General features: G+C 55.1%; 10 protein-coding genes. 1 reads left to right on the top strand and 9 read right to left on the bottom strand.

Features of this window, described 5'->3' with window-relative positions:
• Positions 1-126: 126 nt before the first annotated feature.
• The 6 genes from parC to nudF all read right to left on the bottom strand — a co-directional run bounded on the left by parC (position 127) and on the right by nudF (position 7022).
• Positions 127-2394: a DNA topoisomerase IV subunit A gene (gene parC, locus ACSF8X_RS04415; RefSeq protein ID WP_500850785.1), complete on the bottom strand. Its 2268-nt coding sequence runs from the start codon at positions 2392-2394 to the stop codon at positions 127-129.
• 100 nt (positions 2395-2494) lie between these two features.
• On the bottom strand, positions 2495-4378 hold the full coding sequence (gene parE / locus ACSF8X_RS04410) for a DNA topoisomerase IV subunit B (protein WP_500850784.1): 1884 nt from the start codon (positions 4376-4378) through the stop codon (positions 2495-2497).
• Between the two features lie 115 nt (positions 4379-4493).
• The gene (gene yqiA / locus ACSF8X_RS04405; protein ID WP_500850783.1) at positions 4494-5078 is read right to left on the bottom strand and encodes an esterase YqiA; all 585 of its coding nucleotides are present in this window, start codon (positions 5076-5078) and stop codon (positions 4494-4496) included.
• A complete protein-coding gene (gene cpdA / locus ACSF8X_RS04400) occupies positions 5079-5903 on the bottom strand; it encodes a 3',5'-cyclic-AMP phosphodiesterase (protein ID WP_047881008.1) in 825 nt (274 codons plus the stop codon).
• Between the two features lie 27 nt (positions 5904-5930).
• Positions 5931-6359 (bottom strand): DUF1249 family protein, encoded by a 429-nt coding sequence (locus ACSF8X_RS04395; protein ID WP_084722460.1) that lies wholly within the window; start codon positions 6357-6359, stop codon positions 5931-5933.
• A gap of 9 nt (positions 6360-6368) precedes the next feature.
• Positions 6369-7022 carry an ADP-ribose diphosphatase gene (gene nudF / locus ACSF8X_RS04390; protein WP_500850782.1) on the bottom strand — a complete coding sequence of 218 codons (654 nt, stop codon included), beginning with the start codon at positions 7020-7022 and terminating at the stop codon, positions 6369-6371.
• Positions 7023-7313: 291 nt separating this feature from the next.
• Between nudF and tolC the strand changes: the two genes are divergently transcribed.
• Positions 7314-8615 carry an outer membrane channel protein TolC gene (tolC, locus tag ACSF8X_RS04385; RefSeq protein ID WP_047881005.1) on the top strand — a complete coding sequence of 434 codons (1302 nt, stop codon included), beginning with the start codon at positions 7314-7316 and terminating at the stop codon, positions 8613-8615.
• Between the two features lie 89 nt (positions 8616-8704).
• Here tolC and hldE read toward each other — a convergent pair whose 3' ends face one another.
• The 3 genes from hldE to ACSF8X_RS04370 form a co-directional block, all read right to left on the bottom strand.
• Positions 8705-10135 carry a bifunctional D-glycero-beta-D-manno-heptose-7-phosphate kinase/D-glycero-beta-D-manno-heptose 1-phosphate adenylyltransferase HldE gene (gene hldE / locus ACSF8X_RS04380; RefSeq protein WP_047881004.1) on the bottom strand — a complete coding sequence of 477 codons (1431 nt, stop codon included), beginning with the start codon at positions 10133-10135 and terminating at the stop codon, positions 8705-8707.
• Positions 10136-10244: 109 nt separating this feature from the next.
• Positions 10245-13103, bottom strand: coding sequence for a bifunctional [glutamate--ammonia ligase]-adenylyl-L-tyrosine phosphorylase/[glutamate--ammonia-ligase] adenylyltransferase (gene glnE, locus ACSF8X_RS04375; RefSeq protein ID WP_500850781.1), 2859 nt, complete (start codon positions 13101-13103; stop codon positions 10245-10247).
• Positions 13104-13220: 117 nt separating this feature from the next.
• Positions 13221-14822, bottom strand: a complete 1602-nt coding sequence (locus ACSF8X_RS04370; protein WP_500850780.1) for a methyl-accepting chemotaxis protein — start codon at positions 14820-14822, stop codon at positions 13221-13223.
• Between the last annotated feature and the right edge of the window lie 53 nt (positions 14823-14875).

The following is a 14875-nucleotide window of genomic DNA, read 5'->3' as shown; positions in this document are numbered from 1 at the left end:
TACAAGCGTTCGCTAGTATACTCAGGCCGCAGGAAAAAACACCCTTTATGTGGAGAAATTAGACCACTGTGCCAATAGGTATAAAAAAGCCCTCCTGATGGAGGGCTCAATATCAACAGAGCGAGATTACTCGGATTCTACCTGTGATTCCGGGGCGTCAATCTCCATCCGGGTAACGCGCTGCAACCCGCGAGGAAGCATCGCACCACGGCGGCCGCGCTCGCCTCGGAAGTTATCCAGATCAGACGGCTTGAGGCCTAGCTTGCGCTTGCCGGCATACAAGGTGATATGACTGCCCTGCGGCAAGACCACCAAGTGTGACAGGAACTCCTCCCGAGCCTTGGAGCGCGCAGAAGGGATATTGATGATCTTATTACCCTTACCCTTGCCAAGCTGCGGCAGCTCCTTGATCGGGAACAACAACATCCGGCCTTCATTGGTAATGGCCAAGATTTCATCGTTGTCCAAATCCCCAACCAACTGCGGCGGCATCACCTCGGAACTTTCCGGCAGAGTCAGCAGTGCCTTACCGTTCTTGTTCTTGGAGACCATGTCGGCACACTTGCAGATAAAGCCATAGCCCGCATCCGAGCTCATCAGCCACAACTGGCTCTCTTCGCCCATAATGACCTGACGCATCTGGCTGCCCGGTGTCAAATTCAAGCGGCCGGTGATCGGCTCGCCCTGACTGCGCGCCGATGGCAACGAATGAGATTCCAATGCATAGCTGCGGCCATCGGATCCAAGGAACAGCGCAGGCTGGTTGCTCTTGCCTCGGGCATGGCACAAGTAGCCATCGCCCGACTTGTAGCTCAGCGTGCTCGGGTCAACATCATGCCCTTTGGCATGGCGGATCCAGCCCTTATCAGACAGCACCACGGTGATCGCCTCAGACGGGATCAGCTCGCGCTCGGTTAGCGCCTTGGCTTCCTCTCGCTCAACCAACGGTGAGCGACGTGCATCGCCGTAGGTTTCGGCATCTGCCAGAATTTCTTTCTTGATCAAAGTATTTAGTCGGCGCTCGGAACCCAGCAGCTTCTCAAGCTGATCACGCTCCTTCGACAACTCGTCCTGCTCGCCACGAATTTTGATTTCCTCAAGCTTCGCCAACTGGCGCAACTTGATTTCCAAAATCGCATCGGCCTGAATCGCACTCAGATCAAAGCGCGACATCAACTCCGCCTTCGGGTCATCCTCACTGCGGATGATCTCAATCACCTCGTCGATATTGAGGTAGGCGGCCAGCAAGCCCTCAAGGATATGCAGGCGGGCCACAACCTTGTCAAGACGGTACTGCAAACGGCGGCGAACGGTCTCGCGGCGGAATACCAGCCATTCGCTCAGGATTTCCACCAGCCCCTTCACTTCCGGACGGCCATCAAGCCCCAGCATGTTCAGGTTAACCCGGAAACTCTTCTCCAGATCCGTGGAGGCAAACAGATGATTCATCAACTGGTCGCAATCGATACGGTTAGAGCGCGGCACAATCACGATGCGAGTCGGGTTCTCGTGATCCGACTCATCACGCAAATCCTCGACCATCGGCAACTTCTTCGCCCGCATCTGCGCGGCAATTTGCTCGAGCAGCTTGGAGCCAGAGACCTGATGCGGCAGCGCCGTGATCACGATGTCGCCGTTCTCCTTGTGCCATACCGCGCGCATCTTGATGCTGCCACGGCCAGTACGGTAGACCTTCTTCAGATCAGCCTTAGAGGTAATGATTTCGGCTTCTGTCGGGTAATCAGGCCCTTGTACAAACCCCATCACCTCATCCAAATCCGCCTTGGGATTATCGATCAAGTGAACAGCGGCATTTGCCACCTCGCGCGCGTTGTGCGGCGGGATATCGGTCGCCATACCAACGGCAATACCGGTAACACCGTTAAGCAGGATATGCGGCAGACGTGCTGGCAGCATCTTCGGCTCTTTCATTGTGCCGTCGAAGTTCTGCCCCCAATCAACCGTACCCTGACCTAACTCGCTAAGCAGGACTTCCGAGAAACGAGACAGGCGCGATTCGGTATAACGCATTGCGGCGAACGATTTCGGATCATCCGGCGCACCCCAGTTACCCTGGCCGTCAACTAGCGGGTAGCGGTACGAAAATGGCTGGGCCATCAGCACCATGGCTTCGTAACAGGCCGAATCGCCATGAGGGTGGTACTTACCCAGTACGTCACCGACCGTACGGGCCGATTTTTTGTATTTCGCAGTTGCCGACAGGCCAAGCTCGGACATCGCGTAGATAATACGGCGCTGCACCGGCTTGAGGCCGTCACCGATAAACGGCAAGGCACGGTCCATGATCACGTACATGGAATAATTGAGGTAGGCGTCTTCGGTAAACTTCCGTAGCGGAAGCTGTTCCACGCCGTCCATTGAGACATCGGTCATCGTTGGGTATTCCGTTCAAACTGTTGCGGCCGGACGCGTATTTACAGCCTCCGGCCTATCAAATCATCGTTACTGCCAGCCTCGACTGGCACAGCCGAGTTTACACCTCAGCCATATCACCTTTGGACTGCAGCCAATGGCGGCGATCTTCCGCACGCTTTTTACCCAGCAGCATATCCATCATCTCGGTGGTCTGCGCATCATCGTCGATCGTCAACTGCACCAAGCGGCGGGTGTTCGGATCCATCGTGGTCTCGCGCAGCTGCATCGGGTTCATCTCACCCAGACCTTTGAATCGCTGGACGTTGACCTTGCCACGCTTACTGCTCAGGCGCTCGAGGATCCCCTCTTTCTCAGCGTCATCCAGGGCGTAATACACTTCTTTGCCCAAATCGATACGGTACAAAGGCGGCATCGCGATATAGACGTGGCCGGCTCGCACCAGCGACTCGAAATGCTTCACGAACAATGCGCATAGCAAGGTAGCAATATGCAGACCATCCGAGTCCGCATCCGCAAGGACGCAGATCTTACCGTAGCGCAGGCCACTCAGGTCATCACTGTCAGGGTCAATACCCAATGCCACCGAGATATCATGCACCTCCTGCGACGCCAGTACCTGATCGGCCGAGACTTCCCAGGTGTTAAGGATCTTACCGCGCAGCGGCATGATGGCTTGGAACATACGATCACGTGCCTGCTTGGCCGAACCGCCTGCCGAATCACCCTCTACCAAGAACAGTTCGGTACGGTTGAGATCCTGCTGCGAACAGTCGGCCAGCTTGCCCGGCAAGGCCGGACCCGAGGCGATCTTCTTGCGCACGACTTTCTTGCTGGCGCGCATCCGGCGGTGGGCGTTGGCAATACAGACTTCGGCCAATTGCTCAGCAAGCTGCGGACGCTCGTTCAGCCACAGGCTGAAGGCATCTTTCACTACCCCGGAGACAAACGCCGCACACTGACGTGAGGACAGGCGCTCTTTGGTCTGGCCGGCAAACTGCGGATCCTGCATTTTCACCGACAGGACGTAGGCACAGCGATCCCAGATATCATCAGCCGTCAGCTTCACGCCGCGCGGCAGCAAGTTACGGAATTCACAAAATTCGCGCATCGCATCCAGCAGGCCCTGACGCAGGCCATTAACATGCGTACCGCCCTGAGCCGTCGGGATCAAGTTGACATAGCTTTCGCCCACCAGCTCCCCGCCCTCAGGCAACCACAACAATGCCCAGTCGGCCGCCTCGGTCTGGCCGTGGAAGGCACCGGTAAACGGCTCTTCCGGCAGTAGGGTATAACCTCTGACGCCTTCTAGCAGATAGTCTTTAAGGCCGTCCTCGTAGCACCAGGTCAGTGTCTCGTCGGTATTCTTGTCGGTAAAGACAATCTCAAGACCCGGACAAAGCACGGCTTTCGCCTTGAGGTTATTCTTAAGGCGAGACACCGAAAATTTCGGGCTGTCAAAATACTTGGCATCGGGCCAAAAATGGACACTGGTCCCTTTCGCCCGGCGGCCACAAGTGCCGATCACTTCCAGCTCAGACACCTTATCGCCATTTTCGAAGGCAATTTGATAAATCTGGCCATCACGCTTGACGGTGACCTCGACACGGGTAGACAAGGCATTCACAACTGAAATACCTACCCCGTGCAGACCACCGGAAAATTGGTAGTTCTTACCTGAAAACTTACCGCCTGCGTGCAGCTTACACAGGATCAGTTCAACCCCGGATACCCCTTCTTCCGGGTGAATATCCACCGGCATACCACGGCCATCATCGATAACCTCCAGCGACTGATCGGCATGCAGAATCACTTCGACTTTACGGGCATGCCCAGCCAATGCCTCATCGACACTGTTATCGATGACTTCTTGGCCCAGGTGGTTAGGGCGGGTCGTATCGGTATACATACCCGGACGGCGGCGAACAGGCTCAAGGCCGTTCAGAACCTCAATGGCTCCAGCGTTATAGCTTTGCTCTGTCATAATTACGGAAAGTTACGGAAATTTGCCACAATAGTCAGTAACCCCAGCGAGGATGTCAAGCTAGGGTCGATGAAGTGCCCCACAATTGTAAATCGGGCGTAAGCGTTAATCGGCTCTACAAGCCAAGAAATGTGATGATTTGCGCAGGGTAGCGTTCAAATCCGACAAAACTGTGGTCACCCTCTGGTTCTACAGTCTGGCGGCAATACGCGTATTTTTCCACTGCCTGGCGATAATCGAGAATTTCATCCCCTTCTTGTTGCAGCAACCACAGCAGCTCAGGGGAAGATAACTGGGCAACATCCATTTCACGCAGCTCGTTCATATGCTCGGGTACCAGCAGGTAACGCTCTCCGGTATATGGGTTTTCCTGCTCACCGAGATAATCCTGCAGCAGCTCATAAGGCTTCACCGCCGGGTTAACCAGCACCGCAGGCAGGCCATAGCGGTCGTTAAGCCATGTTGAGATATACCCGCCCAACGAGCTACCTACCAACCCAATCTGGTATTCGGCAGACAACGAACCGACAAGTTCGTCTATATAGGCCCTGGCCTCTGCCGGGTAGCAGGGCATCTGCGGGATCTCCACCCGGATATCAGGACGTTCCTGACGACAGTAGTCAGCCATCAAGGATGCCTTTACCGATAGCGGGGAACTATTAAAACCATGAATATAAAGTAGTAACGGTTTCTTTTTCATTCAATAACCCGCCGAGTCGAAATGAGGAGTAAACTGATGGCCTTCCACTCGGTGCACCTGAGTTTGGATACTGCCATCAGGCAAAAGCTCCAATACCCGCCAACCAGGGCTTTGGTGATCTAAAGAAAAATCATGGGAGTCAGGCTGGAATTGAATGCAGGTCGACGGTGTCGCCAACACCCTCACGCCGCGGTACTGGCGGTCAAGAGCTTGATGAATATGGCCGCACAAAACCGCATTGACCTGTGGATGTCGTTCAACCACCTGCCAAAAACGCTCGGCATTATGAAGCTGGTGCTGATCAAGCCACGTACTCCCGGCCGGTAGCGGGTGGTGATGCAGCAGTACCAGCGCGTGCCTATCAGGATAAGCCGCCAAGGCCAAATCCAGCATCGCCAACTGTTCGCTGTTCAGCTCGCCGTGCGGCACGCCTTTCACTTGGCTGTCGAGCAGGATCACCTGCCAGTGATCGCCAGCGAGTACCTGGTGGCAAGGTTTGATCTGCGGGGATGGCAACATAGCCTGCATACTAGGCTGATAATCGTGATTGCCCGGTAACCAGAAACAAGGTTGGCTCCAACGCGCAATCCCATCGCAAAAGCGACGGTAGGACGCTTCCGTATGATCTTGCGAGATATCCCCCGTCGCCACGATGGCCTCGAACGGGCATGCAGACGCCTCTACCGCATCAAGCACGGCATGAAAACTGTCTTTAGTCGCGACTCCCAGCAAGCTGCCGCTTTCATCGGCAAAGAGGTGGGTATCTGTGATCTGGAGGAGAACCACCTTGTCGGGGTTCGCTTGGGGCAGAGTAAAGTTCTGCAAAACGTCTAAAACCTTGTGTATCAATAACTAACAAACCGACTGTCTGCTGATCCCATTTTTCAGACAATATACCAACCAGTCCCCGAGAAAACGGTTCACCTGATGTTTTTCGTCTTTTTGGTGCATCCGCAAATTGGGGTAATCATACCTTGGCTTCAACCTAGAAGTCTGTTGGGCGGAACACACTTCTGCGACCCTGGCATCATGGTACAAACGGACTGACATTCGCGGGATCAGGTAATCGGGCAACGTCTCCTGCGTTCGCAGGCAGAGCTCAACCACCGTGGTATAACGGGTTGACTCGGTGACAGTCAGGCTATATTCCTGATCTGCAACACCATAAACGCACTTATCACCAACCTGATCACTTTTTGGTAGTAGTGGAAGCAACTTCGCATAGTTGGTTTCATACAACCGCATAATGCCAGCGAAATCAACAGTGTACTTTTTATTCAATCGGTATCCTCACGGCAATGGGAGGTCTTGGGCTGCCTCTTGCAACTTTCGGTAGTTCAACTGCAACCATTGTAGTGCAATGATCGAGGCTGCATTTTCAATTTTACCAGATTCTACCCACTGGTAAGCCTGCTCCCTCGACAACACCCTAACCCGAATGTCCTCGCCTTCTTCAGGAAGGCCGTGGATCCCATCGGCCTTGCGACTGTCGGCTATACCGACAAATACGTCCAGTGTCTCGGAGCAACCGCCCGAGCTCGACAGGTAACGGGTGATCTTGTGCAGCTCGCCAACCTCCAAGCCGGCCTCTTCGACCGCCTCGCGGCGAACCACCTCCTCCGATACCTCTTCCGGCTCGATGATGCCCGCGACAATCTCCAACTGCCACGGTGCACAACCCGCCGCGTAGGCGCCGACCCGGAACTGCTCGACCATCACCACGCAATCCCTAACCGGATCATAAGGCAGCATAGCCGCCGCATGGCCGCGTTCAAACATTTCACGGTCGACCGGCTCGCTCCACCCCCCAGCAAACAGGCGATGACGAAAACGATATTTGACCATACTGAAAAAACCTTGATAAAGCGGAGCCTTGCCAAGCACTTCAACATCGTTCGCCGTAAATTCCTCGCAACGGCCAACTGTCTTTGATGTTTTCACCATCTTACCTATTCCTTTATCTGGGTATAACTGAGCGAATAATTCGCCAGCAAGCAGCATAACAGACTATTTTTTCATGCCTGATGCTGACTAACAATGATTTAATTCAACAATTGTGACAATTCTTGTTAAATTATTTAAGTCAAAATTTCAATATGAATAAATTACAATCACGAATAGAATAAGAAAAATACGTAAATTAAAGTAAAACTTCGAATTAATCAGTTTCCAGCAAGGATTCATACGATAAACTGGAGCCTTGCTCATTTTTTGTCAGGACCAGGAAAGGCATCCATGAAAAAATTGCTTCCGCTCTTCGTTAGCTTTGCGCTTGGCGGTCTAAGCCACAGTGCACTGGCTGATGATCTCGCCGAAATCTATCAACAAGCCAAACAGAATGATCCTCAGTTGCTCCGTGCAGCAGCCGATAAAGACACCGCGTTCGAGGCGATTAACGCTTCACGCAGTGCCCTGCTACCACAAATTAACCTCACCGCAGGCTATAACACTTTCTTCCTAGACGGTAAGGATAATCCTGACGGTTTCAATGCAGGCCTCAGCCTTGGCCAAGAGATCTATAACCGCGCAAGCTGGGTTAGCCTAGACATCAGCGAGAAGCAGGCCCGCCAACGTGATGCCGCCTATGCCGCCACTCAGCAAGGTCTGATCCTGCGTACTTCCGATGCCTACTTTGCCGTTTTGCGCGCAATGGATGATCTTGAGTTTGTCCGTGCCGAGAAAGCCGCCGTGGGCCGCCAGCTAGAACAAACCAAGCAGCGCTTCGAAGTTGGCCTATCAGCCATCACCGATGTGCACGATGCCCAGGCCCAGTACGACAGCGTACTGGCAGATGAAATCCTGGCAGAAAACGCCCTGACTAACAGCTACGAAGGCCTACGTGAAATCACCGGCCAAGAGCACACCAACCTAAATGTGCTTGATACCCAGCGATTTGCTGCCAGCGCCCCACAGGGCAAAGTACTGGATCTCGTCAACGGTGCTGAACAAGAAAACTTGAGCCTGCTGTCATCACGCATCGCTCAGGATATCGCCCGTGACCGTATCGCCCTAGCAGAATCCGGCCATCTGCCGACTCTGTCGTTCAATGCCGGTTACAGCTACGACGAAACCCGTGATGTCAACGGCAGCCTGGACGACGGTACCATCAACGCAGGTATCAACTTGGCACTGCCTGTCTACACCGGTGGTCGTACGACCTCTGAAGTGAAACAGGCCCAGTACTCATACGTTGCAGCCAGCGAAGATCTGGAAGCGTCGTACCGTAGCGTCGTCAAAGATGTCCGCGCCTTCTACAACAACATCAATGCATCGATCGGTGCCCTGCGCGCCTACAAGCAGTCGGTGGTATCTGCCCAGTCAGCCCTTGAGGCAACCGAGGCCGGTTTCGATGTGGGTACCCGTACCATTGTTGACGTACTGGATGCGACCCGCCGTCTGTATGATGCAAACCGCCAGTTGTCCAATGCCCGCTATGATTACATCATCAGCCAGCTTCAGCTCAAGCAGGCTGTCGGCAGCCTCAACGAGCAAGACATCCTGGATGTCAACGCCGGTCTGATCACCGCCAAGAAATAAGCGGGGCTCCCCCCTAGGTAGAAATATCAGATACAAAAAAGCACCCGTCAGGGTGCTTTTTTTATACGCTATCGCTTAGTGAGTGACGGTTAGCCACGACCGCCACGGATAGCCTCGATGATTTCTGTCGTCGAACAGCCATCTTCAAAGTTAAGCACGCGAACCTCACCGCCCGCGGCAATCACTTCCTTGCCACCGGCAATTTCTTCTGGCTTGTAGTCACCGCCCTTAACCAGAAGGGTTGGCAATACTTCACTGATCAGGCGCTGTGGTGTTTCCTCGGTGAATGGCACTACCCAGTCAACCGCACCCAGACCCGCCAATACCGCCATGCGACGATCTTCTGGGTTAACCGGACGACCAGGCCCCTTAAGCGCCTGCACAGAACTATCTGAATTAACCGCGACAATCAAACGATCGCCTAGCTTGGCGGCTTCATTGAGGTAGGCAACATGGCCGGCATGCAGGATGTCAAAACAGCCATTAGTCATAACCACTTTCTCGCCACGAGCACGGGCAGCCTTCACCGCAGCAATCAGCTGGCTTTCGCCCACGACACCAAAGCCGCTATCCTGACTGCCGTGGATCGCATCGGTCAGCTCGATAGTCGATACCGTCGATGTACCCAGCTTACCAACCACCACACCAGCGGCCGCATTGGCAAGCTTGCACGAGTCTGACAGCGACTTGCCTGCCGCCAGCGATGCCGCCAATACGGAAATAACCGTATCACCAGCACCGGTCACATCGTAGACCTCTTTGGCCTGAGTCGGCATATGCAAAGGCTCCTGGCCTTTTTGCAGTAGAGTCATGCCGTGTTCGCTACGGGTCACAAGCAGCGCTTCCAGATCGAATTTCTCGATCAGGCCCAGTCCCTTGGCAACCAGATCCTCATCCGATGTCGTCTTGCCGACTACGGTTTCGAATTCCGACAGGTTAGGGGTCAACAAGGTCGCACCACGGTAACGCTCGAAATCCGCCCCTTTAGGGTCGATCATCACAGGCACGCCAGCTTTACGAGCCAGCTGAATCATCGCCTGAACATGCTCAAGTGCGCCCTTGGCGTAATCCGATAGAATCACCGCCTTGGCCGATGCCAGAGACTGCTCGACGCGTGGCAGGATCAAATCCGCATTGACATTATGGAAGCCTTCTTCGAAGTCCAAGCGGATCAACTGCTGGCCACGGCTCATTACGCGTAGCTTTGTGATAGTCGGGTAATTTGGCAGTGATACAAAATCACAGTGTACCTGCAAAGAGCTCAGCTTTTCGGTCAGCGCCTTGGCAGGCTCATCAATCCCGGTCAGGCCAACCAGACGGGCATGACCGCCCAGCGCAGCAATGTTCATCGCCACGTTGGCCGCGCCGCCAGGACGCTCTTCAACCTGATCAACCTTTACAACCGGCACAGGTGCTTCTGGCGAAATACGGTTAGTTGGCCCATACCAGTAGCGATCCAGCATTACGTCGCCAACAACCAGTACTCCTGCTTGATCATAATCAGGAAGGGTCAGTTTCATTTTTTTCTCCGGGATTGTAATAACCCCCAAATCTTACCACAAAGCCAATTTGCCATGCACCCAAGCCTGGGGGAATTCAACGATATATATACCCTACACACAAGGTGTTTCAGCTGGCGTCCACCGCCAGCAGGCGGGTCCAAATCTGCACAACCGCATCCCGCTCGGCAGAAAACGTACCATCCTCTGCCTGAGCGGGCAGTCCGAGCAGGCTAAGACGGTGAATTTCATCACGCAGGCGGCAATAAGCCTGTTTCAGAGCCATCGCATCCTGCACCGCCATGATGTCATATTCCGCCATGGTATCAAATAGGCGAACATTATCAGACCAGCGGGTCAGGGCGGGCTCGACACCGGCATGACGCAATACCAGATACTGGGCCAGAAACTCAATATCCGTGATCCCGCCGTGGTCCTGCTTGAGATCGAAGAACCCGGCACGGCGGCTCCCCAAGTGCTCTCGCATCTTATGGCGCATATCAACCACCTGCCGACGTAACTCCGGCTCTTCGCGCGGCAACATCAAAACCTGCTGGCGGACAGTGGCAAATGCCTGCTGTAGCAGGGGATCACCATAAATCATCCGCGCCCGAACCAATGCCTGATGTTCCCAAGTCCAGGCTTCTTTTTCCTGATACTCGGCAAACGCCGTCATCGTGCTGACCAGCATGCCCGATGCCCCCGAAGGACGCAGCCGTACATCCACCTCATACAAGACACCGGAGGCCGTCCGGGTCGAAAACAGGTGGACAATCCGCTGGGCAAGCCGCAGGTAGAACTGGCGACCGTCAATCTCCTTTGGCCCGCTCGTATAGACATGCTCAGGGCAGTCATGGATAAAGACTAAATCCAAATCCGAGCCGTAGCCAAGCTCCCAGCCCCCGACCTTGCCATAACCGACGACGGCGAAGCCCCGTCCGTCACGGCCGGCCAAATGGGATGGCTCGCCATACTTGGCAACCATTTGCATCCATGCCTGATTCACCACTGCCGCCACGATGGCTTCAGCCAGATAGGTCAGGTGATCGCTCACCTTCATCAACGGCAATGCTCCAGCAATGTCTGCCGCCGCAATCCTCAGAAGCTGGGTCTGCTTGAACTGGCGGATCGCCTCCATTTGCTGCTCCATGTCCTCCTCGGGGATCCGGGCAAGGTACTCGCGCAGCTCATCACCGTACTGACTGAGCGGCGTCGGGTTGTAAAGGTGCTGAGGATCAAGCAGCTCATCAAGCAGGAGCGGGTACTGGGCCAATTGGTTCGCCACCATCGGGCTGGCAGCACACAAGCGGATAAGCTGCTCCAACGCAGCAGGGTGCTCACCGAGCAATTCAAGGTATGTGGTACGCGTGGCGATCCGCACAATCAGCTTGCTGATGCGGTCAAGCACGGCTTCTGCATCATCCCGAGGCACCACCAGGGCGAGAACTGCAGGCATCAGCCTCGCGAGCACTTCCCGTCCGCGCGGGCCCAAGGTACGCTTTGACAGCTCGGCTTTCATATTGCCCAGAATCCGAGTTTGGCCCTCCACGGCCGGCACGTCGAGCTCGGTCAATATTGCCGTCACCACATCGGGATTTTTGACCATCTCCCATAACTCGCGGTACTGGCCCGGTACATCATGCTGCAACTCTTCCTCATCGGTTCCGACAATCTCATCGAACACCCGGTGCACCGCTGTCATCGCATCGGTAATTGCATGCTCCAGCTCAGACCATGAACCGTAACCCATCGCCATCGCAAGCCGTACCTGATCCAGCGGTTTATCCGGCAGGGTCTGGGTCTGCTTGTCGTCAATCGCCTGAAGCAGGTTCTCAAGCCGCCTCAGAAAACGGTACCCCCGTTCCAAATCAGCGACCTGTCGCTCGGGTAATAAGCCCTGCTGACGCACCGCATCAAGCGTTTCGAGCAAACCGCGGCCACGCAAATCCGGCGAGCGCCCCCCTCGAATGAGCTGAAACGACTGGGCGATAAATTCCACCTCGCGGATCCCGCCAGGCCCCAACTTGATATTGTTGATCAGCCCTCGACGGCGCACCTCGCTGCTGATCATCGCTTTCATCCGCCGCAGAGACTGGATGGCACTGAAATCAATATAACGACGGAATACAAACGGACGCAGCATCTGGCGCAGGGTTTGATATTGGCTAAAGCTTTCGCGCCCCATCACCCGGGCCTTGATCATCGCATAGCGTTCCCAGTCCCTTCCCTGCTCTTGGTAGTAATCTTCCAAAGCCGCATAGCTCATCACCAAGGGGCCGCTGTCGCCGAACGGGCGCAGCCGCATGTCCACCCGGTAGCAGAAACCATCATACGTCTGCTGATCCAAGGCCTTAATCAGGCGCTGGCCGAGACGGGTGAAAAACTGGGCATTGGCCAAACTTCGTCGGCCACCTAGCGTCTCGCCATTTTCCGGGTAGGTAAAAATAAGATCGATATCAGACGAGAAATTCAACTCACCGCCGCCCAGCTTGCCCATCCCGAGGATCAACATCGGCTGGGGCTCGCCTTCCGCATTGGTCGGCGTCCCCCATTCCTCGCAGCATTTGGCATAGAGCCAGTTGTAGGCCTCCATGATGATCGCCTCGGCGAGCATCGACAAATGCGCGAGCCCCGCATCAAGAGAGGCAGCCTGAGTGAAGTCCCGCCAGGCGATCCAAACCATTTCGCGCCGCCTGAACTGGCGCAGCACCCGCATCAAGCCCGCCTCATCACCGACCTTGGCCAACAACGCCGCCAGTTCATCGCGATAGCCCGCCTCGCGTGATGGCCCATCCAGATTCTGGGCCAGCCACGGCAGTAATTCACCGTCCCGTACCAATGCTGCGGCAACAAAATCACTGTAGCCAAGCACCGCCCTTAGCTCCGCCTCCTTGGCTTCGGGCCACTCAGCAAGTCGCTCCGGCTGGGCCGAGGCCAGCTTGTTCCACGCTTTGTCCTTGGCATCGTTGAAAATATCTTGCGGGCTCATAATGCTTCCTTTTCCTCTGTCGGCGCGTCGGTCGAATATGCCCTTACGATAGCACAACGCCCGCATAAGACGGGCGTTGATTTAGCTATAAAAAGTATGTGTCACATGGTGATCCTTTCACACCTGAAAGGCTTGGATCTTACGCTCTAGCTCCGAGGCATGGTCCTGCATGGTATCTGACGTTTCCGCCAACTCACTGACCACCACCACCGAGGCTTCAACCAACTCCCGCACATTCGTCAGGTTCTGGCTCATCTCGCTGGCTACGGTGCTCTGCTGCTCGGCCGCCGAGGCGATTTGGAAATTCATGTCATTGATCTGCTGAACCTGCTCGACAATCTTATCAAGCTCACCACCGGCATTGGTCACCAACTCGACACTCTCTGCCGCCTCAACCACACTCTGTTCCATCAGGCCTACAGCCTGCTGAGCGCTGCCCTGAAGCGAGGCGATCATCTGCTGGATCTCCACCGTTGCGGTTTGGGTTCGCTGAGCCAAGCTACGAACTTCATCAGCCACTACCGCAAAGCCACGCCCGGCCTCACCGGCACGGGCCGCTTCGATCGCCGCATTGAGCGCCAGCAAATTAGTCTGCTCAGAGATCCCCTGTATGGTGACAATCACACTGCCAATTTGCTCAACCCGCTCTTCCACCTGGCTAACCGCACCGGCAGACTGGGTGATATCCTGCGACAACAACTGGATGGTGGAAATGGTCTGCGACACGAACTGCTGTCCCTGCAGCGCCTGATCCGAGGTCCCGGCGGTTGCAACCGAGGCCTCTCTGGCGTGGCCAGCCACCGTCTGCACCGTCGAGTTCATCTGGCTCATTGCCGATGCCAGCTGGTCAATTTCAACAAATTCCTCTTGGGCGGACTCTTTGGTTTCCACCATACTAATAGACATCACCTCGGCCAGGCCGGACAACTCGCCGGCCGCCTCGCGTTGGTTGCAAATCACCTCGCGCAACTGAACCCGGGTCGTCTCCAACTCACGGGCCAGATCACCGTATTCATCTTTGCAGGGCATCACGATCGGCTGGGACAAATCACGCTCGGCCAAGCGCTTGATGCTATCCATCAGGTAGTGGGTCTGGCGCAGCATCACACTCGAGCCCCCCAACAAGATCACCATGAAGGCTACAATCATTGCCGCCGTCTGCCAGGCAATCTGAACCAAGTACTGCTGGTAATAGGCTTCTGCTACCGAGGCCGGCTGGGAAGCGACCACCAACCAATTATGCTCTGGCAATGCCACCGCGAACTCGAATCGTTGATGGTTCTCCAGCGTCATCGCCCGGTTCCCCGTCAACCCAGCAAACAGCGATGCCTGTGTACCCGCACCATCAACGTTCGCGCCCAGAGCAGCCAAGCTCTGCCCTGACGGATGGCCGAACACCTGTTGAGAGTCACGCTCAACAATATAGAGGAAAGCATCCTGCGACATGGCCGCTGACTGAGCCTGAATTAAAGATTCCGCCAAGGCCTCCCCTTGCGGGCCAGTCGCCAGTACTTTCTTCAACATAGCGGCTGTAGACAGTGCCTGCTCTTTTGCTCTATCTTGCGAAATGCTGACAACGGACTGGTAAAATGTATGGGCATCCCAAAGCTGCTTGCCGATCAGCAACACCGTGCTGAATACCATCAGCAGCACCAGCTTGGGTACCAAACGGATATTTGTCAGCCCTTTTTCCCACGGCTTGAACACCATTTCTGTCATGTGGAATCTCCGTATATTTATGCACAATGAGCCTGGTCTTTCGGCGTTGCCGC

It is taken from the genome of Photobacterium panuliri (assembly GCF_059920555.1).
This window is presented reverse-complemented; position numbering and strand designations above follow the sequence as displayed.

Coding starts and splice junctions, on each gene's coding strand:
- ACSF8X_RS04370 (WP_500850780.1), bottom strand. CDS start 14,822: ATGACAGAAATGGTGTTCAAGCCGTGGGAAAAAGGGCTGACAAATATC.
- hldE (WP_047881004.1), bottom strand. CDS start 10,135: ATGAAACTGACCCTTCCTGATTATGATCAAGCAGGAGTACTGGTTGTT.
- nudF (WP_500850782.1), bottom strand. CDS start 7,022: ATGGTGAAAACATCAAAGACAGTTGGCCGTTGCGAGGAATTTACGGCG.
- tolC (WP_047881005.1), top strand. CDS start 7,314: ATGAAAAAATTGCTTCCGCTCTTCGTTAGCTTTGCGCTTGGCGGTCTA.
- parE (WP_500850784.1), bottom strand. CDS start 4,378: ATGACAGAGCAAAGCTATAACGCTGGAGCCATTGAGGTTCTGAACGGC.
- glnE (WP_500850781.1), bottom strand. CDS start 13,103: ATGAGCCCGCAAGATATTTTCAACGATGCCAAGGACAAAGCGTGGAAC.
- parC (WP_500850785.1), bottom strand. CDS start 2,394: ATGACCGATGTCTCAATGGACGGCGTGGAACAGCTTCCGCTACGGAAG.
- yqiA (WP_500850783.1), bottom strand. CDS start 5,078: ATGAAAAAGAAACCGTTACTACTTTATATTCATGGTTTTAATAGTTCC.